Origin of the sequence: Paenalkalicoccus suaedae, assembly GCF_006965545.2 — a bacterium.
GTDB classification, from domain to species: Bacteria; Bacillota; Bacilli; order Bacillales; family Salisediminibacteriaceae; genus Paenalkalicoccus; species Paenalkalicoccus suaedae.
Map to the genome: position 1 here is coordinate 3342578 of NZ_CP041372.2, position 21453 is coordinate 3364030.

Here is a 21453-nt window from a genome sequence, read left to right on the forward strand (position 1 = left end):
AATAAAAATAACGTTGCAATTTGCAACGTTATTTAATGTCCTTATTTAATTTTCTCCATAAAGTCGTCCGATTAATCCCTAATCTTTGCGCTGCTTTCGATTGATTCATGTTTTCTTCCTTCATTACAAGGTGAACGATGTCTGTTGTAATATCTTCCAAGGTCTTCGATAAATCTATTGGCGCGCTATGTTCGGGGGTATTTTGCTCATTTAACACTTCTGCAACTACGTCTTCAGATAAGTAATTATCTGTTGCATGTTTGACTAATTTTTTTACGATTTTCTTTAGCTGTTCAATGTTTTCAGGGAAAGAATAATTGTGCAACAGCTCAAGTGCAGCCGGCTTTATACCTACTACTTGCTTTCCGTAGGAGGAGTTATAGTTTCCAATGAAGATACGGATGAGCTCATCTAAATCTTCGGAACGCTCTTGAAGACGCGGCATATGCAAAATGGAGCCTTCGATGAGGAACGTTTTATGTGCATCCGGAAGTTCTTCAATTTGATCTTCAGAAGTAAAAGAGAAAATGAATCGTGTACCCATCGCGATTTTTTTGAGCTGGAGAATTCTTTCGCGATTGGCAGTGTCGAGGTTTTCAAAGCCTCTTATATAGATTGTTCCGTTACGATCTTCTTCTAGAGATTCTAAAAGTGGTGTAAGATCGGTCGTGATTTTATCCTTTATATGAAGCTGTAGGAAATCCTTCTCTCTATTTAAACCTTCTGTGTGAATAGCGTTCGCGAAAAACTGCTTCCCTGTACCCTCTTCTCCGATGATGGTGATTGGCGCTGTCTCTAAGAGAAGTTTGTTGGCTTTTGCAATAAGCTTTTCAGTAGCTTTGCTATTTGCAACAATTTGCGCAAAGGAAACTGGGAACAGTGGATTTCGGTATAGTCGCACACCAGATTCGATGGAGCGATCACTTGAATGTGCATTCAGCTTCACATACATGTACATTTTGCCTTGAGAGTGAAATTTTCCACTTTGAAGCGGATATGTTTTGTTTTTAATGGTTATCCACTTTGGGAATGCCTGTTTTGTTTGATACGTAAACATCGCATCGTAAATATCCTTCCAAGGTGACTCGATGAATAACTGCCTTGTTATATCGTCTATAGACTTTCCATTTATATTTGCAAATGCACTGTTGCAATAATAGACCTCGCCATCGTCTTCAAAAATGACGATCGCATCCTGCTCCTGCAAAAGATAGCTTTGATACACGGAATCGCGCTGTTGCTGATTTTTCACCATACGCGCCATATCACGAACTTGGTCAAACGCGCTAACTACCGCTTCTCTCCCTGAGGTGATAAGCATGCCTTGAACGCCAGACTCTTGCGCGACTCGAGTGGTGACAGTATCTCCAAGGATAATTTGTGATCCGTTTGCTGTTGCATTTTTCACCGCTTCTTTAACATCACTCTCGTTATGCACGATCGTATACGCGATATCCATGTTGAGTAAGTCAGCAATGGATACAACTCCCTCACAAACGTTAGGAAAACCGATTACCTGTACCTTTCTGTTGTACGGTTTGATCAAGGTTAATGAGCGGATAATATCGTATCCAGAGACTTGAATTTCTACTACTGGGATCGATGTATATTGCTTCAGTAATCGCGCCGTTCCTCCGCGGCTAATAATAAAATCTATGCGTTCCGTGGTTGCAGCTTGAGAAACCAGGGCGATTGCCTCTGTCAAATCTGCCTCCTTCACAACTATATCTAAGTCAGTTTGCTCCGAAGCTAACTGGGTACCTAATTCTTTGAGCCCTCGATATGGGGCTATGAATAAAACATGAACGGACATAGTCCACCTCCTAAAAGTGTTGCATTTTACAATAGTTTATCACACTTTCACCCGAAAATCTGACAAAGTTTAGTAATAATTTTGTCGAATGGTTTCTATTTACAGGTGATTTTGTCTAGGCTATGGTGAATATGGGAGGTGTTATATGATCATTAAACATAGAAAGACACCTGCGTTTTTCCCTCAATATGAATCTCTCCTTCGTAGGTTGCAGACGAATCATCCGGTTTATCCGAGCGTCGAGGACCAGTTTTCTCAATTTAAAGCTGGTTTCATTGGCGAAAAATCGGTTGATTACCCACTTTCCTTTTTGTCTGCTTCCACCTATCACATATTCCATCAAGTTAGATTACACTCACAGGGTCATTACTTTGAGGTAGATACGCTACTTCTATGCCAGCAGTTTGCTCTTGTTTTAGAGATTAAGAATTATAAGGGTGCGCTTCGGTTTGATTTAGAACGAGCGGTGTTGCATAAGGCAACGCCCGAAAAAGGAAACGAGGTGTATGATTGTCCAGTTTTACAGGCTGAAAGGCAGGCTATTCGATTTAAGGAGTGGTTAGGCGAGCAGTCTGTTACGAATTTGCCTGTTTATCACCATGTGCTGCTCGCTCATAAGGAGTCGACGATACTGAATGAGGAGAGACTTGCTCATGTTTCTCGTGTCGAACATGTCACGCATGTAGTTAATCAGATTGAGGCGCTAAGTTTAGATGACGCGATCACGCCTGCGGTGATGAAGAAGGTTGGTCGTAGCATTGTGCAACATACGGTACCTAAGCGAGAGTATTTGTTGCAGAAATTTGGTATTGGCGCTGAGGATTTGATACACGGGGTTCATTGCAGGAAGTGTGGCTCGTTTGATGTGCTGCGGGCATCGGGCAAGTGGACGTGCATAAAGTGTAGTTATGCGAGTAAGGAGATGCATGTTGCGACAATTGCTGATTTTAAGAATTTGATTGGGATGCAATTTGCAACGCTGGAGATGAAGCAGTGGGTTGGGATTAAGGACTCACGAACTATTTTGCGTATGCTGGATAATATTGCTGTTAAGCATAGTGGATCTACGTGTAAGGCGAGGTACACTTTTAAGAATTGAGTGGTAGATTATTAGATTGAACTTTTGGCAATCTGGTTATAAAGAGCGAGATGCTAAACTGCTGTGCTGTTAAGACCATTGCTAGAGTGTCGTATAGAGTTTTATAAATTAGATCTGCTTTTTACGGTCCTTTATTCTAAGATCATATTGCTAAACTGCCATTCTGTTAAACCCCATGTGAGGGTGCAGCATGGCAGTTGGGCAATTTGAGACAACGTTCGTTTATGAAGTGGCTTACTAGTGGCCTTGTAAACTAAACTGTGTAAGTAAGAGTGCGTACGACTTTTACTTCGCAGTTTAGTTTTTTATTGTTAAGATAAATTCATATGGTTGGAGGAGGATGGGTATGGTGAAAAAGGATCGAAATGCTAAAGCGAGTGAGTTGGCAAAACAGATACTAGAGACGTATGAGCCTGAATCCGTTCAAGATATGCAGGAAGCCCTTAAAGATATCTTTGGTCCAATGTTTGAATCTATGCTAAAAGGCGAGATGAATCACCATCTAGGTTACCAATCTAACAGTAAAGAAGAGAAAGAATCACTAAACAGAAGAAATGGTTATGGGAAAAAGACGCTTCAAACGAGCTCTGGTGAACTGGACATTCAAGTGCCACGTGATCGAGACGGATCATTTGAACCTCTTCTTGTCCCAAAGCGTAAAAAGAATCTCTCTGAGATGGAGGATAAGGTAATCTCGATGTACGCGAGAGGTATGTCACAACGTGATATCTCCTCTACAATTGAGGAGATCTATGGCTTTTCCATCTCTCACGAGATGGTCTCAGACATCACAGACAGTGTGATGCCAGATCTTGAAGAGTGGCAGTTCCGTCCACTTCAAAGCTGTTATTCATTTCTGTTTGTAGACTGTATGTATACCACCATTCGTAACCACCACGAGACGAGAAAGTATGCCGTTTATACGATTCTCGGTTATACACTTGAAGGTAAAAAAGAGATTTTAGGTTTGTGGCTAAATGAAACAGAAAGTAAACACAAATGGATGCAGATCTTCGATGAGATTAAGTCCCGAGGTGTCGAAGACATCTTCTTTATTTCAATGGATGGTGTCAGTGGATTAGAAGAAGGCGCTAAAGCCGTCTTCCCAGAGGTCGTGGTCCAGCGTTGTATTGTTCATTTAATACGCAACTCTGTCCGTTATGTACCTTATAAAGACTATCGTGCTTTCACTAAATCTCTTAAAACCGTTTATGGTGCTCCAAATTTGAAAGCTTGCCGAAAAGCCTTTGATGAGTTTGAGAAGCAATGGACACAATACCCAGGCGCTATTGATGTCTGGAGAAGAAACCTTCAACACGTTGAACAGCTTTTTGATTATGGCAGTGCGATTCGAAGAATCATGTACACCACCAACGCGGTCGAAAGTGTTCACTCCAGCTTTAGAAAAGTCACTAAAAAAGGAGCATTCCCCCATGAGAATGCTTTATTAAAACTACTCTTTTTACGGATTAGAGAATTAGAAGTGAAATGGGCAACTGGCTTCGTTCCTAACTGGGCCCAAGTATTAAATCAGCTATTGATCAATGAAAGCCTACAGACTAGGGCTGCCAAGTACCTGGAGTAAGAAACTTACACAGTTTATTTGACAAACCCTTACTAGTTTTGTCATAACCGATCGCTATTTTGTCATAACCGCACCGCACTTTGTCATAACCTCACTGCATTTTGTCATAACCGACCACCATTTTGTCATAACCGCACCGCACTTTGTCATAACCTCACCGCATTTTGTCATAACCGGCCACCATTTTGTCATAACCTCACTGCACTTTGTCATTACCGGCCACCATTTTGTCATAACCGCACGCCACATTGTCATAACCGCACGCCACATTGTCATAACCGCCTGCCACATTGTCATAACCGCACGCCACATTGTCATAACCGCACGCCACATTGTCATAACCGCACGCCACATTGTCATAACCGCCTGCCACATTGTCATAACCGCCTGCCACATTGTCATAACCGGCCGCCACATTGTCATAACCGGCCGCCACATTGTCACAACCGCACATAAAACCCCCGCCAGCTTTGCGCTGGCGGGGGTTCACACTGTTACCAGATTAAGTTGTACAGCATTTGGGCGCTTTCGGCGCGGTTGGCATGGCCTCGTGGTGCGAAGCTGCCGTTGCCGCGTCCTTGGACGAGGCCGGCTGCTTGGGCGGCTGCGACGTAGTCGCGTGCCCAGGTGCTGACGGCGTTACCGTCTGCAAAGTCCAACGCCGCGGACGAGTCTACCTCGCCGCCAACGTGCGCGTATGCTCGCACGATGATGGCTGTCATCTGCTCACGCGTAATCACGTCGTTTGGCGCAAACTGTGATGCTGTATGTCCTGTTACGATGCCTGCGTCTACTGCCGCTGCAAGCTCACTCGCGTACCACGCGTTTTGAGGAACGTCCGTAAACGAGACCTCTGTCGTGGTTGAGCCCAGAGAAAGAGCTCTTGCGACCATCGCCGTAAACTCGGCGCGCGTGACGTCACGGCGCGGTGCGAACGTGTTGTTCTCGTAGCCGTTGATCACGTGGCGCGCGGAGAGGCGCTTGATCGTGTCGTGTGCCCAATAGTCGCTCGGCACGTCGCTGTAGCTCTTATCGTAGCTGAGCACCGCATACGTGCTGAAGCTTGTGAGCTGTGTCGTGATCATGCCGTTTGCGACGCGGCCGCCAACGTAGGTGATCGTGCCGTCATCGTTGATGCGATAGATGCCGAGTAGGTTCGGATCGGCGTTATCTGCGATGCGAAGGCTAAGTTGCACGGGCTCGTCGAAGTTGCTGAGCACTCGCTTTTCGCCGTCTGCAGTTACGACGGAGAGGGTGAACGTGTACATCTCACCTGCTGCGGATGCAGCGTTATCTCCGATCGTTCTGTCTGACGGATCGACCGCTTCAAACTCGATCGAGATTTGTGCGGATTCGTCGCCTTGTGCTAGCGCTTTGAGTGCTGCGAGAACTGCTCCTGGAAGCTCGAGTGTCATCTCCTGACTCTCTACTCTCACACGATTATTACGATTAATCGCCTGTGCGTTTGCTGGTAATAATACCTGCTTATCACCGCGTCCGACTGTAACAGGGATTTTACCCTCTGCGTCCACCTGCGGATCGTTTACGATGATTGGCTGACCAGGTGTCACCGGCTCTTCTGGATCTACCGGATCGACTGGGTCAACAGGATCTACCGGGTTTACCGGAGGCGTCGTGCCGCCGTTACCGCTTTGACCAGGCGTCTTAATGACTACCGCCGTCAGTGGCTCGATCTCGATTTGCGTCGCGTTTAGCGTAAAGCCGGTTGGGTTCGCGATGCGCGTTGTGCCCGCCTGCTTGCCATCCACTAGTACGTCGCCACGACGCAGGTTGACTCCTGTTGATACTGTGCGTTTCTCATCATCCGCGTTCACAAACACGTGATACGTCGCGCCTTTTGAATCCTTTGCGCGGTAGCCGATCACGAGATCCGTGTCGTTAATTTCTGGAGCGTCAATGAGAGAAACGTTGTCCGCGATCTCCTCCATCGTGCCACGCGTGAAGGCATCTGTGGAGCGACGAAGCTCAATTAATCCCTTCGTGTAAGCACGTGTTGTCGTGTTGATTGGGAATGCTTCTTTATCCGTCGCGCGCTCCCAGTCAATACGGTTAATGATGTCCGAAGAGTCATACGAATCATGGATAAAGTACGGATACGTAAACGGCTCGCCTGTCGCATCTTCCATGTACGTAGACTTATACGGCTCTTCCCCTTCTGGAACTTCACGATCAAAATCTGGATGACGGAACTGCTTCATACGTCCAAACTCTTGACCAGCGTGTAAAAACGCGGTTCCTTGTGCGGTTAACACCATCGTGTTTCCTAAACGAATGCGCTTATGGATTTCCTCCTGATGGAACTCAGGGTCCTTTTTAATCGACTGCGCGATAACGTCGTGAAGCGTTAAGTTATCGTGGGCTGCGATATATGGAACAACGTCGCCTGGATTCGTCGCCTTAAAGTTGCCTGGATTTGCCGTCAGGTTATTATAGATCGTTTGAATGTTACGAGCGCCGTTTGTGAGGAAACGAGGCTGACCCTCACTACCAAAACCAGACTTAAGCTCGTTACGGAATTCGTCAGAGAAGGATCCAACGCTTTCTGTATCCTGCATCCACTGCTGGTCAGCTGGTTGTACGTCCGGATCGTTTTCGTCCCCAGCATACGTGACCCAGCCTTCTCCGATCATAACGATATTTGGATTTAACGCCTTCGCTTCGTTATACGCAAGCTGAATCGACTTTGCGTCGTGGTCTCCCATCATATCAAAACGGAAGCCGTCCACTTTAAACTCGTCGACCCAATACGTAATGGAATCTACTAAAATACGTCGTGCCATGTCGTGTGTTGTGCCAAGACGTCCACCGCCAAAGCTTGTGCGTGGTGTGCCATCAGCGTTCATAAAGTGATAATAGTTTGGCTCTAGGTCTTCAAAAATGTGCACGCGTGCCGTGTGGTTGTAAACCACATCTAACACAACGCCCATGCCGCGCTCGTGAATCTCATCAATCAGATTCTTAAACTCCTCAATACGCTTTGCGGCATCGTCCGGATTTTCCGAATACATGCCAGACAGCGAGAAGTAGCTGTGCGGATCATAGCCCCAGTTGTAGTTAGTGTTTGTCGACTCGTAGTCGAGCATGCGCACGTCGCTGTTGAACTCGTCGGCGAAATAATAGCTCATCACCGGCAGAAGTTGCACGTGCGTAACGCCTAAGTCCTCGATATAATCAAGGCGCTCCACGAACGAGGCAAATGTACCGAACTGCGCTTCTAAATCCTCCGCGATATTCGGATCAGACGTGAAGTCGCGAACGTGTACCTCATAAATAATCGCGTCCTCTCGCTTCTCAAATCCATCAATATCGGCAAAGTCTAGCTCAGGCCCAATTGCGGATGGATCCACAATCGCCGCCTTCCCAACGCTCGTCTCATCTTCGCGCTCTCCAAGCCACGTCGCCATCGACTTCGCGTACGGATCGAGCGCTAATACCGTCTCATCGCCACGCTCAATCGCGTAGTGATAATAGTAGCCCGTATGGTCAGAAACATTCGTGTTTCCTTCCTCCAACGTGACCTGCCACACACCTTTATCGCCACGTGTCATCTCTACGGTAGCAACCTCTGTATCCTGATTGTCTTTATCGTAAAGCACGACCGACACATTGTCGGCGCTAGGCGACCAAAGCTTTAATGTCGCCGTGCCGTCACCGTGAAGACTTGCACCAAGCTCGCCATCATAGCTGTAAAGCGCATCTTTATAGCGCCAGCTAGCAGATGCTGTCACTGTGCGACTATCATACGTAATCGTATACGGTGCCGCTTCGACATCTAAATCATTAATTGTGATTGCCACAAGCTTATCGTCTTTTATCGTAGCACTCGCCACGTCGACTTCCTGCTCATTGCGATCAATCACTTCAATCTCATCAACAAGACGTTCAACGTCTACGCCACCTGTTGCAGAAAAACGAAGATCAATCGTATCCTCTGCCACAATTTCCGCAGAACGCATGCCTTCTTGTGTGACGAAGTAAGGGTTCGTAAATGCAATATCTACTCCCTCTTTTACGAAGATTTGTCGGTGCTGATCTAGCTGGTTAAATACCATATTACCTGTTTGCGCTCCGCCTTGCTGGCGCTCAACAAGTAAAAATCCAACTTCCTCCGGATTCTCGGCAAGCTCTAGATCGACATAGCCTCCGTAGCGTCCAACCTGTTCATTAGAGAACGGCAGCGCGTCGTTTGGCCAGTCAGCGCTCGGACTTACAACATCTCCCCAGTTCCACACGCCCCATGGCTCATAGTCATTAGCCGCGCGCGTGTAGTGAATGCGTAGCACGTTATCTGGTAGATCAACTGGCTCATAGAAGAAAAGCTCGTCTTCTGCAGTAATCCAGACTTCGTTCATCTCTGGAGCGAGTAGGTCGAAGACAATGTCTCCCGATACGTTATTTCCGTTGCGGTGATTGACAAGCATACCGATGCGTTGTGCGTTATCAGTGATTGGAATATCCACGTAACGACCGAAGTCTGTTTCGTTTTCAAATAAGACGGAACCATTTGGCCATCCTGTAGAAGGACTTACAACATCCTCCCAAGTCCATAGTCCAAGCTGGTCAAACACGTTGTCCGATCGCTCTAAGTGAACGCGAAGCGTGTTATCTGGAATTTCTTCTGTTACTGGTGGTTCAGATGTATCGCCAGATAGGATTTCTCCACCTTCTGCTGTCAGTAACACCGTTCCGCCGTCTTCTTTAGCAGGAATGGTGAGTGTGACTGTTTGTTCTTCTGTTGCTTCGAATACGCTACCTGTGTAGGCGTCTGTGACGACCACATCAGCGGAATCGACGTCTAATGTAACTGTCGTCTGCTCGTTTGCTGTGCTTAGTCCGATGTAGACGGAGTTGTCGCCGTATGCGCGTTCCACGAGTAGGTACTTATCTGCGTTTGATCCTGCTACTTTTACGCGGTTTCCTCGCGCAAAGGTAGTGGAATGGTCGCTTCTAAAATTCAATACTTTTTGGTAGTGCTCGAGCATGTCGTTATTCTCTACGTCGTCCCACGCTAGGTCGTAGCGGTTGTCGTAGAGTGGATAGTTGTTGTCGCCGCTCTGTCCGAGCTCCTCGCCGTAGTAGATCACGGGCTGGCCTTTGGCTGTGAGCTGGAGAGATGCTGCGACTTTAAACTTCCCTTCATCACCACCGAGAGTATGGAGGAAACCAGCTTCATCATGGCTTGATAGGAATTGTCCGAGTGTTGCCGTATTGTCGATCGTTGCGTTGCGGTTTGTGAGCGTTTGGTTCGCCGCTTCTAGGTTGCCGTCGACGAACTGACGCGCGATGCCTTTAAAGCTAAAGTCTAGAAGGGAATCCATCATACCTGTGGATAGATGGCCGGCAAAGTTGCCTGTACCTGCTCCAAACCATTCGCCGATCATTTTAAATTCTGGCATTTCGTTGGTGAGTTCGTTTTTAAATACTTGCCACGTTGCGTCTTCGACGTGCTTGACGGTATCCACGCGGAAGTAGTCGATGCTGTTGCCTTTCGCTGTCGTGGATTTTTCAATCCAGTCTACCTGCCAGTCAACGATTTGCTGGCGCACGTCCGGATCTTCTGTAATGAAGTCTGGTAGTCCAGCTAGCTCACCGCGGATGTCTCCGCCTGAGCCACCGTCGTGACGGAGCATGGAGTCAAAGACTGCGCGCTCTTCTGGTGTTGGATACTGCGCTGGTGGGTTTGAAACGTTCGCGTCACCGCGCTTCAGTCCGTAGCCTGAGTGGTTAAGGACCACGTCGACCATGATTTTAATGCCGTTTTCTGCTGCTGTATCAATCATTTCGTGATAGTCGGTCATGTCTCCAAGGTGTGGGTTGAGGTCGGTGAAATCATTGGCCCAGTAGCCATGGTAACCGAAGTATGGATGCTCTTGTAATGTTGCATGCGTTTCGAGCGCTCGTGCATCGTGACGAATGTTGTCCACCACTGGCGTGATCCAAATCGTGTTAATACCGAGCTCTTTTAAGTAATCAATGTTCTCTGTAATCCCTTTAAAGTCTCCGCCTTGCGGTGTGCCTCGCTGGTATTCTGCAGGGACTTCATCATAATTTAATCCGTGCGGATCATCGTTTGATGGGTCTCCGTTGGCGAATCTGTCTGTCAGCATGAAGTAAATGACAGCCTCATCCCAGTCGAAATCATCTGGTGCGTTCGTCTTCTCGCGTGCAAGCACCGTTAACGTTGTTTCTCCCAGATGATCCTTGCCATAGGCGTCTGTGAGTGTGAGCGGGATCGTCTTCTCGCCTGGCGTGACGTTGCTTGCAACGGCTACGGTGATGGCGCCGATCTCGGGATCAATCTCGAGGTCCGCGGGGCCGCCGAGCGCTGTCGTGTCTGCCGTGATGCTGCGAATTGCGCCGTTTTCGGGATTGGTGATATCGACTGTGAGCACAGCGTTTTGGTTATAGTCGATCGCGTTTGGCGCTGTCGTGCCGGTGATTTGCATGTCATAGTCTGCGAATGTGATCGTGGACTCCGTGTGGTACGGATCTGCAATCACTGTTGTCTCGCCGTTTTGCGTAACGCGGAATTCGTAGTCGTACGTACCGTTCGGTAGCGCGTCAAATGTCGCGTTGAAACGCTCGTTTTTCGTCTCATACGTCATCGGAATCTCTTCGCCGTTGATGAGTAGCGAGGCGCTCTCGATCGTGTGCATCTCATCGGTTAGATAAAGATCTTTGTCGCGGTAGAAAATAGTAGCGGAGTCTCCGTTTAAAGCTGGAGCAGGAATGCTCGGCACGACGAAGGTGTCCGTGCTACCTTGGGTGACGCTGATTTTTGTGAGCGGGTCTTGGGTGTTAAGTGTGATGTTACGGTCTGGACCGTCTTTTTGTGTGTCATCAGTCCACTCTAACGTATCTCGGAGTAGGAATCCAAAACCTGCGGCATTTGCACCCATAGGAATATAGGCTGTTGCCGTTGTAGATGTGTACTCAGTAAATTGAGCCGGTCCGTCTTGGACAATTCCATTACCCCAATACCAAATGTTCCATTCGCCGAAGTCTCCTTCAGGGCGTTCGTATGTGATGCGCGCCTGGCGCTCTACTGTTTGCTGGGCTAGTAGCTCGTCTTCTTCTGCAAATGCTTGCAGTGGTGACAGAAACCCGGTAAGGATGCTTAATAGCATGACGATTGCCATAGTTAGGCTTGAGCGCCGCGTCGCTTTTTTGGTGTGCACGTTCAGCATAATTGTCCCCCTATCAGTTTTTGGTGAGGTTGTTACTTTCGAGATTAAGATCCAAGATTAAGGTCAAGGTCAAGTGCAAGGTCAAGGGCGGAACCTCCGGTTCCCCTGCGCTCTGGGAGTGTCTTTCCTGAGGCGCTAGTTCAACTATGTCAGCCGCCCGTGGGTCGTCTGACAGGATTTTCACCTACGCGAGTTCCCCTCTAGGAGACCACTCCCGCCGCTTCGGGTCTCCTTCGGTTACGCTGTAAACCTTTCTCTTTTTAGTTTCAGGGCACGAGGCGGAATGGCGTTGCCTCGCACTTTACTTTTGTTAAAGGTGATGCAGATTGATACACTCCTTTCCTGGTTTTAAGTTTTTTGCGAAACCGTTTGCATTTTCAATTATAAAAAGAGGCTTCGTCATTTTCAGTCAGATCGACATGAATGCAAGCGCTTTCTAGAAACGAGCATAATTGTTTTCTGAAAATTGCGCAAGAAGTATTTTTCGGAGTTTTATGTATATACAAGATAGATAAAACGTGATGAATAGGTAATTTGAGGGTGGTTAGATTATGTGAAAGTCTCTAATTTTACATTTAAAGGGTATTATATGTGTTGGATAGCATGGAGAAGGCTTTGCTAAAATTAGTACAATTGTTGGCAGTCGATAGTGTATTGGCTAATTGTGAAGGTGTGTACGAAGTCGTGCAATTCGCGCAATTTGTGCGCACGTTTGCGCAATATTGTCGAATGTAAAGAGGTGGATTTGTCGAGGTCTGTAAGCTCTCATTAGGAATGAGAGATGTAACGTATAGTCCAAATTGGCAAACTGCCATTGTGTAAAGACCACCTTGTGGAGGTAGCATAGAGTTTGGTTCACTTGAGGTTGTTCGTTTAGCGGTCTTTTACAGACAGATCACATTGCCCAAATTCCGTGTTGTAAGACCCAGCGTGGTGGTGTGTATAGGATGAGTTAGCTACTCGTGATAACTGCAACGGATTTTGTGATAACTGAACCTCATTCTGTTATAACTGCAACGGATTTTGTGATAACCGCCCACCATTTTGTCATAACCGCCCACATTGCCTTACCACCACCAAAAAACCCCGCCGTAGCGGGGTTTAGCGTGTAGTCTATCTAAAAATACCACCTAACAGTCCATCTAACAGTCCTCCAAGCAGACCTCCTAGTAAGTCATCGACAATATCTAACAGCCCTCGTGAGAGCACGAACGACGAGGTTTCTCCAGTCGTAGTCGTGCCATCTTTATCGAGCACTGGCGTGATCTCGACGGTGCTACCAACAGTCAGGTCAGCGAGCAGATTCGTCAGGAAGCTCTGATTAATGCGATACTCCGCGAAGCCGCGGTCAATGTCCGCTTGCGTCAGCGTGATCGTTGCCGATGCGCCGCCCGTGAAGTTAAGGAAGATGCGGTCGCCAACGTCTGCGTCTGCAATTCCGTTTGCATTAAGATCAATCTGAATCGCGCGGTCACCGCTCAAAATACGGCTAAGCACATTGTTTGAACCGTCACCCAGATTCAACGAAATCAGCTGATTTGGGAACGTTGGCAGGAGAATATTCTTCCCGTCAGTCTGGTCAATCACGTTGTTTCCTCTCAAAAGATCGAGATTTAAGAGATGACTCGAGCCACTGCCGAGGCGCTCAAGAATGCTGACGTTGAGCGAAATATCGCGGAAGCCACGATCGATATCCTCTTGCGTAAGCGTCACAGACAGCAGATTGCTGTTGCCCGTCTTCACGCGCACAATATCGCCGCTACGCAGGTCCGTCGTCTCTAAAAGATCCACGCGAATCAGCGCATTATTGCCAAGCAAGAAGCTAAGATCAATCGTCCCATCTAATAAACCAGGATTTAGAATATCAAGGTCAATCAACGGACGATCAGGGTTTACAGGATCAGTTGGGTCGCCTGGGTCCGTCGGATCGCCAGGGTTAGCTGGGTCTTCCGGGTCGACTGGGTCCGTCGGGTCTTCTGGGTCGATCGGATCCATCGGATCATCAATCTCCCCATCGTCGATAATCGGATCGCCATTTTCGATCATAAAGCGACTTTGACCCATGATTGCGCCAATTCTATTGGTAAAAATCGCGGTATACGTCCCATCCACAAGTCCATCAAGCGTGAGTTGGAAGTTACCTTGTGCATTGATCTGCACGTTGCGATCTGCAACACGTGTACCGCTATCGTTTACAACAATCACGTCAAGCTGCGTAAGAACGGCACCGTCCATCATACCAGTAAGCAGCGTATCGCCATTTGCATTCACTTGCGCGTCACGCAAATCGACATCAAGCGACTCTAGGAAATCAAACGTGCGTTTAATAAGAGTAATAAATTCCGCTCTCTGTACGTCGCCGTTAGGTACAAACATCGTTGGCGTGCGTCCATTTGTAATATTATGAGTAAATAGCGTGCGAATCTCCGACTGGAAGAAGGAGTTGTTTACGTCTGAGAAAGGCGTCTGTGTTTGAAGTGGTCGGAAGAAAAAGGAGCGATTAATTGTCGCTGCCATTTGTCCACGCGTCATCGTTGACATCGGCATGAAGGTATTATCCTGGAAGCCACCTAGAATCCCTGCGTTTTTCGTTGCGGCAATGTTGCGCCACGATCTGAATGACGTTGGAATATCATTAAATGGTGCTCCAGATACGTTTTGAGTGTCGAGGTTTAATATACGGCTGAATAAAATCGCAGCCTGTTCACGAGTTAATGGGTTCTTCGGACGGAATGTACCGTCTTCAAAGCCGGAAATCCAGTTTCTTTCATCAAAGAACACGAGTGAATCGAAGTAATAATCACGAGCATCAATATCCGAGTATTTGTTGGTCACGGCTAGTGTCGACAGTGGGAAAATCGTTGTTGCCAAACATAAAATAGCAAAGATTGCGAAAATTTGTCTTTTCATATGGTTTGCTCCCTTTTTGATATTTTTTGTTTGCTGAATGATTTGTGTAACTGCCTTTGTTGTTGGCCTGCCCTTGTTTGAGAGAATGAGAGATTATGATGATGCGCGCCATGTTAGCTTCTTGAAAAGGTTGCGGATCATGGCATATTGTCTGGGCAGATGGCGCCTTACTTGTTGCGTAAAATGTTGCGCTTTTTTTGTTGCTGATTTTGGTGTTGCTAGATTGGTTCGTTTGAATTCGGTTTTGGTGAATTTGGTTTAGTAGAATTCGTTTTAGTGAAATTCTATTTTGGCAAATTCAGTCCTTTTGAATTCATTCCATGTAAAAAATCCTAGCCGCGACTATCTGCACTCATCCTTGAGTCCTTGTTTTTACTCCTATGCCCTCCTTTAAAGTCATGTAATAGATTGCATGGTGCCTACGCTGTTAATATACCACCACTGGCACTTATTTTTACATTCTTTAACTAATTTTGACAAAAGTATAGAATGCTTACGTAGGATTATCCAGATTAATTGTCGGAAAATACTGAATACTGTTGTCAAATGTCGAGCCAATAGGTAAATCATAGTAGAAATTGTAGATAATTGTGGAGCAGTGATCCATTTTGTATTTCCATTCGTTGTATTTATAGAAGGAGTTTGTGTCTAATTTCAGGACTTATCTCGACATGGAGAAAACCTTTTTATACAGGCGTTTATAGGCCTTTTATAAATTCAATTGGAATGATGAGCAGTGTGGGGAGTGTGAGAATGCGGCAATAATATGGATTAATATGGATTTTTTATAGGTTTGTAATTCGGTTCGTATGTGGATTGATTAGATTTGTAGAGAAGTTTTACTGTATCGGTTGAGGTAGTTGAGTAGGTTAGATGGGGATGGGGTTGCGATTATCCGAAAACGGTACTTCATTATCCGTTTGTGTAGCTTGATTATCCGAAAACACTGCTTCATTATCCGTTTTCGTAGCAACATTATCCGAAAATGGTACTTCATTATCCGTTTTCGTAACTTGATTATCCGAAAACGCTACTCAATTATCTGCACATCCCCTCTAATTAACTACTCAACTCGAATTCACCAGTTTAATAGAAGTGCCACCTATCAAAACCTCGAAAAAAGGCCGCTCCACTAAATGCGGAGCGACCTTTCTCTATTATATGAGCTTAATCATCATCGTCGTCATCGTCATCATCGTCGTCATCGTCGTCATCGTCGTCGTTTCCTCCATTACGATCGCGCTCGAAATCAATCTCTGAGCCGTTAGCAAAGTCGATCTCGATATCAAACTCGTCCCATGTGCCGAACTCGGCAAAGGTGGCTGTTACTCGGGCTAACACCTCATCATTGGAAAGGTTCGGCGATAGTTGCCACTGCGTTAAATAGGTTTCCATTTGACGGATAGCGGCATCTCCTGTGATGGTCGTATCACGGTCGTTCCGCTCAAACTCAATCTTGGCATAGGCGCCGCCGCGACGGAGCTTGTACTCGAGGTCGACCTCATTGCCATTCGTGTATTCGATGTCGATATCGAGCTCGCGAATCGTCGTTTGAGTTGGTGCATTCGGTGCGGTCGACGAGCGAATCTCGATCTCCGCGACCGTGCCGTTAGCAACCAGCGCGGTGATCGGATCGCCCGTGCGTAGCTGATCTGGCGTGATGTAGCGACCATTAAATAGAACGAGCGTCGAATCACGGAGCGTCAACGTTTGCGACGTCCCCTCAAGCGTGGTCACCGATAGCTGTCGGTTCGCTGCGTTAACATTTGTGACCGTGCCGCGCACATATTGACTTACCTCTTGGTCCAAAATCTCCCCGTACGTGCGGTCGAGTAGCGTCGCTGTCTCTGCGCGCGTGACGTTATTGTTTGGCGCAAAGCGTCCATCAGGTAACCCTTCGACAATGCCATATTCCGAAGCGACGTTTACATAGCCGATCGCCCCTGACGGAATTTGCGATGCGTCCGTAAATCGCGGCGTCACATTCATTTGCGCGAGCGCCTGCTGCTCTAGACCGAGTGCGCGGACGAGCATGCTCGCGATCCACACGCGCGAAGCCGGCTCGTTTGCTCGGAGCGTCGACTCGGACGTATCAAATAGGCCCTGTTCCCGCGCTATCGCTACATATCCATGCCACCATTTTTCCCCATCAGCAGCACTTGTATCGCTGAAGAATAGTGGCGTTGATGCTGGCACGGCCTGTGCCTCCGCCTCGAGACCCAAGATGCGCACGGCCGTTGCGATCGTCTCGGCCCGCGACACATTCGCCTGCGGCTTAAACGTGTTGTCCGGGTAGCCTTGGAATACCTCCTTGGCCGCCATCCGCTGCACAAACAGCTCGTACCACGCACCCTGGACCGTATCGCGGAATGACGTCTGGACCGGCGTGCGATCCTCATTCGCAAACACCTGCGTCGCAGGAACTAACAATAATATGGTGAGAAACAAGAGTAACACCCTTCGCATGCTATACTTCCTCCTTGTAAGTAAAATACCCAAGTGCCGACGAAGCGCACGCAGGTTACAGGTATTATACTCCCATCTAGATCGGACGGCGTATGCCATTAGGGGTATTTGTAAGACTGCTAATGTTACTAACATTTTGGGAATTGGAGGGGGAATTTTCCTGAAGTAGTGCTTCATTATCCGCTTTCGTGGCTCTATTATCCGAAAACAGCGCTTCATTATCCATTTTCGTGGCTCCATTATCCGGAAACAGTGCTTCATTATCCGCTTTCGTGGCTTCATTATCCGAAAACAGCGCTTCATTATCCATTTTCGCGGCTTCATTATTCGAAAACGCTGCTTCATTATCCGCTTTCGTGGCTCCATTATCCGAAAACAGCGCTTCATTATCCGTTTTCGTGGCTTCATTATCCGAAAACGCTGCTTCATTATCCGCTTTCGTGGCTCCATTATCCGAAAACGCTGCTTGATTATCCGTTTATGAGGCTCCATTATCCGCTTTTGACCTTAGATTGCTGGCACTTTATTCTCCTGCAGTTAGGTTTTAAAGCTTTCAAAGACTAGTAATAATTTGTCGAAGGCTTTCTATTTACAGGTGTAAATTGCTAGGCTATTGTAAATGTGGGAGGTGTTATATGATCATTAAACATAGAAAGACACCTGCGTTTTTCCCTCAATATGAATCTCTCCTTCGAAGGTTGCAGACGAATCATCCGATGTATCAAAGAATTGAGGAGCAATTTTCTCAGTACAAAGCTGGCTTCGCTGGCGAAAAATCGGTTGATTACCCACTATCCTTTTTATCTGCCTCCACTTACCACATATTCCATCAAGTTAGATTACACTCACAGGACCATTACTTTGAGGTAGACACGCTACTTCTATGCCAGCAGTTTGCCCTAGTGCTAGAAATTAAAAACTATAAGGGTGCTCTGCGATTTGATGTTGATCGTGCCGTGTTGCACAAGACAACACCAGAAAAAGAAGAGGTATTTGACTGTCCCATTTTGCAAGCGGAGCGACAGGCAATCCGCTTCAAACTATGGTTAGCTGAGCAGTCTGTTACAAATCTGCCGGTCTATCACCATGTGCTGCTCGCTCATAAGGAATCGACAGTACTGAATGATGAGAGTCTTCCTCACGTTTCTCGCGTAGAGCATGCGACGCGTGTCGTTGATCAGATCCATGCGCATACGCCGAATGATGCGATTACGACGGCGGTGATGAAGAGGATTGGACGTAGCATTTTGCAACGCTCGGTGCCCAAGCATGAGTATGTGTTGCAAAAGTTTATGATCCGGGCGGATGAACTTATCCACGGTGTGCACTGTACGAGTTGCAATTCGTTTGCCGTGCTGCGTGTGTCGGGCAAGTGGACGTGTATGGATTGTAGCTTTGCAAGTAAGCAGATGCATCTTGCGACTATTGCCGATTTTAAAAACTTGTTTGGGATGCACTTTGCAACACGAGCTTTGAAGCAATGGATGGGGATCGAGAGTACGCAACTGGCACTTAGACTCGTCGGGAGGTTAGCGATAAAATCTAGTGGCTCCACGCAAAAAGCTCGATATACGTTTAAGACTTAGCAAAAGAGGATCGTAGCTAATTTGGCTACGATCCTCTTTATTTGGATAAATGAGTTTAAGAGATTGAGTTAATGAAGTGCCAGATTATCAACACCACCTACTTCGCGACGGAGTTTTATCAGCGCGCATTTGCGCCAGCTTTTGACGGTTTCGGTGCTTACTCCACATTGACTCGCGATTTCTCGCTGTTTAAGTCCTTCTATGATGGCGAGCTGGAACCACTGTTGCTCTCGCTTTGAGAGTGTGTGGCGGTGTTTGTTTAAAAAGTCCTCTAGTAATTCGTTGTCTTCGATGTTGCTGTCGTTTGTACCAGCGAGTTCGTGCATGATGGTTGGCTCGACGCTGACTTGGCGTTGCTGATGGCGATCGCGTCGCTCGAGCTCCTGCTGGATGCGGCCGCGGACATAGCTTTTTGCATAGGCCGGGAAGTAGCCGCGCCCGGAGTCAAATTTTGTCCATGCTTCGTGTAATGCGATTCGTCCGATTTGTTCGTATTCGTCGCGGTCGCCGCCTAGATTCCATTTGTTGATAAGTTTGTGGATAAGCGGCATGTAGCTTTGGCATAGGTCTGTGAATTCGTCGTCTTGATTATCTGCTTGAAGCGTGTCATTTGTGTTGATTGAAAACTGTGAACTGTTTTTGGATAATCGGGTGGCATTTTCGGATAATGGTTCGACGTTTTTGGATAATCGTAGCTCCTTTCTGGATAATGTTCCTCTGTTTTCGGATAATCGCAGCTCCTTTCTGGATAATGATCCACCATTTCCGGATAATCCACCTTCCTTTCCGGATAATGTTCCATCATTTTCGGATAATGAAGCCCCCTTTCCGGATAACTGCCCTGCCTCACCCTCCAACAACCTTACAATCCCATCTAAGTAACTCGAAATATGCGTTAATTCGCCTTGCTTTCCCTCGTGCATTGGTCGATCCTTCTCAGAGCGCGCTCTGCTTGTATTCCGCGGTAGAGCAAGCATAGCGCGCGATCTCGTCACCTTGCCAACGCCTAAACAACACGTTTCCTCTAAGCAAACGCACGTAATCTCCTGGCGATCGCATGCAATCAGCACGACCTTTTTACATAAATACTAATATTTTTACAAATTTTATGACTCAAACGAAAGAATCCGTGGTAATATATAGAATATATGAGTGACTTAGTAACCCCAATAGGTTACATCCTCATCATTTCTATGCATCTGACAGCACATCATTTGCATAACAAAGGAGGCGCGATCATCGTGCTCGGTACATACATATTCCACCCGACGCAACAACTTATCCAGCAACCCCTTCAGCGCAAATTAGTGAAGGGAGCATCCAGCACATGCACGTACTCGATCACTACACCATCAACGCCGACACGATGATTCTGATGCCTGCTTATGACATCAATTACGAATCCATTGTCTATGAAAAACATTCGTGTTACTACGTCAGACAACCAGCCTTTTCGCTTATAGATGCGGCTTGCCGGATGGCATTCGCGACGTATGAAGGGCGGGTCCAAGCTGTAAAGTCAATGCTACCTTACGAAAAAAAGACGCCAGTTTTGATTAGCGAGATCGAACAACTAGCAGTCTTCCCTACGCATTCGCCGCAGAATATGGAGTGTCATTGGGTCTTTCCCCAGCACGTTTTGCAAACGTTGTCACGCCATGACGGTCAAGCTGATGTTGTCTTCCGCGATGGCTTGACGCTAACGGTGCCCGTATCAAAACGAACCATCGACAATCAGATTTTACGAACAAGCCACATGATGCAGCTCTATGCCCACTACCAGCGGGCATAGAGCTTGTTTTTTAGGGTCGGTGCAACGTCACATTGTGACATTGTCACAACATAGGACCTTTATTGATCTAGTTGTACATCTACATATATTATCCTTTATTTGGTTTAACCTAGAGGGAAGTTGGGTATTTGTAAGCATACTAGTCGTTCACTATATAGTAATGAATGCGCTTATCTCCAACTTAGGGAGGGTTTTTATGAATCCGATTATTTTGAACACCGAACAGGAAAGTGCGTTTTCTTTAATGGGCGCCAGAGCCATCGAGGCTTATGTACGAAACGAAACTGTGATGATCATGTTTTGGGAGAATCGTTCTTTTTCGCAGGCTATTGGAATGATTGAATCCATTAACTTGCAGGCTCAACAGATTTTGATCGATAACATGTGGATTAGCATGGAACTACTGTTACGCGTAGAGAAAGTACGTTAAACCACTCAACTTGACCTACATACTCTTACCAAAAACTGCTTACTCTATGAAGCAGTTTTTTCTTTTGATTCATCCGCTGTCTTGCTCCCACCTCTTTTACAACTATGTTAAAATGGAGGAAATGCGAACGATGTTTCTTAAGGAGGAAAAAGCCGTGAAGCCAGCAAAAATCCACCCTCTTATCCTGATCTCGCTCCTGATTAGCGCAATCTCGATGGGGCAATTCGCGTATCGAAACGTGGCCAGCGAGCAGTTCGGCTACGCGATATTCTTTATCGTAATGACGGGACTCTTAATCGGAATGATTATATTTGGGCTCGTGGTAAACCGAGGCATCTCGAAGGTGGATGTGGAGTAAATAGCAGAGGGGCACAGCGACGAGGTTGCTGTGTTTTTTAATTACACGTTTACCTTTCTCTCTTCGGAGAAAATAGACAGTAAAGGAGGCTGATCGTGTGGACTGGTCGGTGTATCTGTTTTCGTTTGTCATTATTTTTTCGGTGACGATGCTGTTGCTTTATTTGAGAGGGAGAAGGTCGGGTTGATATTTGATAGAGGCTGGGA

The 21453-nt window shown here is 46.8% G+C and carries 13 protein-coding genes; 6 read left to right on the plus strand and 7 right to left on the minus strand.

What is annotated here, in order from left to right:
• Window positions 1-28: 28 nt before the first annotated feature.
• On the minus strand, window positions 29-1813 hold the full coding sequence (locus FLK61_RS17320) for a sigma-54-dependent Fis family transcriptional regulator (protein ID WP_176010602.1): 1785 nt from the start codon (window positions 1811-1813) through the stop codon (window positions 29-31).
• Between the two features lie 145 nt (window positions 1814-1958).
• Here FLK61_RS17320 and FLK61_RS17325 point away from each other — a divergent pair, with 145 nt between their 5' ends.
• Together FLK61_RS17325 and FLK61_RS17330 are read left to right on the plus strand one after the other, a co-directional pair.
• Window positions 1959-2912: a nuclease-related domain-containing protein gene (locus FLK61_RS17325; protein WP_176010603.1), complete on the plus strand. Its 954-nt coding sequence runs from the start codon at window positions 1959-1961 to the stop codon at window positions 2910-2912.
• Window positions 2913-3252: 340 nt separating this feature from the next.
• Complete coding sequence (locus FLK61_RS17330; RefSeq protein ID WP_176008377.1) at window positions 3253-4497, plus strand: IS256 family transposase; 1245 nt, start codon at window positions 3253-3255, stop codon at window positions 4495-4497.
• A gap of 196 nt (window positions 4498-4693) precedes the next feature.
• On the opposite strand, the gene FLK61_RS20360 is transcribed toward FLK61_RS17330, so the two are convergent.
• From FLK61_RS20360 to FLK61_RS17355, 5 genes are all read right to left on the minus strand, one after another.
• Window positions 4694-4951: a hypothetical protein gene (locus FLK61_RS20360; RefSeq protein ID WP_430708772.1), complete on the minus strand. Its 258-nt coding sequence runs from the start codon at window positions 4949-4951 to the stop codon at window positions 4694-4696.
• Window positions 4952-4991: 40 nt separating this feature from the next.
• Entirely contained in the window at window positions 4992-11705 is a 6714-nt protein-coding gene (locus tag FLK61_RS17340) for a pullulanase (protein WP_176010605.1), read from the minus strand.
• Between the two features lie 1113 nt (window positions 11706-12818).
• Window positions 12819-14615, minus strand: a complete 1797-nt coding sequence (locus FLK61_RS17345; protein ID WP_176010606.1) for an S-layer homology domain-containing protein — start codon at window positions 14613-14615, stop codon at window positions 12819-12821.
• 1167 nt (window positions 14616-15782) lie between these two features.
• Window positions 15783-17081, minus strand: coding sequence for an S-layer homology domain-containing protein (locus FLK61_RS17350; protein ID WP_176010607.1), 1299 nt, complete (start codon window positions 17079-17081; stop codon window positions 15783-15785).
• A gap of 76 nt (window positions 17082-17157) precedes the next feature.
• Window positions 17158-17391 carry a hypothetical protein gene (locus FLK61_RS17355; RefSeq protein ID WP_176010608.1) on the minus strand — a complete coding sequence of 78 codons (234 nt, stop codon included), beginning with the start codon at window positions 17389-17391 and terminating at the stop codon, window positions 17158-17160.
• A gap of 325 nt (window positions 17392-17716) precedes the next feature.
• Here FLK61_RS17355 and FLK61_RS17360 point away from each other — a divergent pair, with 325 nt between their 5' ends.
• Window positions 17717-18667 carry a nuclease-related domain-containing protein gene (locus FLK61_RS17360; RefSeq protein WP_176010609.1) on the plus strand — a complete coding sequence of 317 codons (951 nt, stop codon included), beginning with the start codon at window positions 17717-17719 and terminating at the stop codon, window positions 18665-18667.
• Between the two features lie 68 nt (window positions 18668-18735).
• Here FLK61_RS17360 and FLK61_RS17365 read toward each other — a convergent pair whose 3' ends face one another.
• Window positions 18736-19662, minus strand: a complete 927-nt coding sequence (locus FLK61_RS17365; protein WP_176010610.1) for a sigma-70 family RNA polymerase sigma factor — start codon at window positions 19660-19662, stop codon at window positions 18736-18738.
• A gap of 332 nt (window positions 19663-19994) precedes the next feature.
• Between FLK61_RS17365 and FLK61_RS17370 the strand changes: the two genes are divergently transcribed.
• The 3 genes from FLK61_RS17370 to FLK61_RS17380 all read left to right on the plus strand — a co-directional run bounded on the left by FLK61_RS17370 (window position 19995) and on the right by FLK61_RS17380 (window position 21247).
• The gene (locus tag FLK61_RS17370; RefSeq protein ID WP_176010611.1) at window positions 19995-20459 is read left to right on the plus strand and encodes a competence protein ComK; all 465 of its coding nucleotides are present in this window, start codon (window positions 19995-19997) and stop codon (window positions 20457-20459) included.
• A gap of 196 nt (window positions 20460-20655) precedes the next feature.
• Window positions 20656-20889, plus strand: a complete 234-nt coding sequence (locus FLK61_RS17375; RefSeq protein ID WP_176010612.1) for a hypothetical protein — start codon at window positions 20656-20658, stop codon at window positions 20887-20889.
• A 154-nt stretch (window positions 20890-21043) separates the two neighbouring features.
• On the plus strand, window positions 21044-21247 hold the full coding sequence (locus tag FLK61_RS17380; RefSeq protein WP_176010613.1) for a hypothetical protein: 204 nt from the start codon (window positions 21044-21046) through the stop codon (window positions 21245-21247).
• Window positions 21248-21453 lie beyond the last annotated feature (206 nt).

Coding starts and splice junctions, on each gene's coding strand:
- FLK61_RS17345 (WP_176010606.1), bottom strand. CDS start 14,615: ATGAAAAGACAAATTTTCGCAATCTTTGCTATTTTATGTTTGGCAACA.
- FLK61_RS17375 (WP_176010612.1), top strand. CDS start 20,656: ATGAATCCGATTATTTTGAACACCGAACAGGAAAGTGCGTTTTCTTTA.
- FLK61_RS17360 (WP_176010609.1), top strand. CDS start 17,717: ATGATCATTAAACATAGAAAGACACCTGCGTTTTTCCCTCAATATGAA.
- FLK61_RS17350 (WP_176010607.1), bottom strand. CDS start 17,081: ATGCGAAGGGTGTTACTCTTGTTTCTCACCATATTATTGTTAGTTCCT.
- FLK61_RS17320 (WP_176010602.1), bottom strand. CDS start 1,813: ATGTCCGTTCATGTTTTATTCATAGCCCCATATCGAGGGCTCAAAGAA.
- FLK61_RS17330 (WP_176008377.1), top strand. CDS start 3,253: ATGGGTATGGTGAAAAAGGATCGAAATGCTAAAGCGAGTGAGTTGGCA.
- FLK61_RS20360 (WP_430708772.1), bottom strand. CDS start 4,951: ATGTGCGGTTGTGACAATGTGGCGGCCGGTTATGACAATGTGGCGGCC.
- FLK61_RS17340 (WP_176010605.1), bottom strand. CDS start 11,705: ATGCTGAACGTGCACACCAAAAAAGCGACGCGGCGCTCAAGCCTAACT.
- FLK61_RS17325 (WP_176010603.1), top strand. CDS start 1,959: ATGATCATTAAACATAGAAAGACACCTGCGTTTTTCCCTCAATATGAA.
- FLK61_RS17355 (WP_176010608.1), bottom strand. CDS start 17,391: ATGGATAATGAAGCGCTGTTTTCGGATAATGAAGCCACGAAAGCGGAT.
- FLK61_RS17370 (WP_176010611.1), top strand. CDS start 19,995: ATGCACGTACTCGATCACTACACCATCAACGCCGACACGATGATTCTG.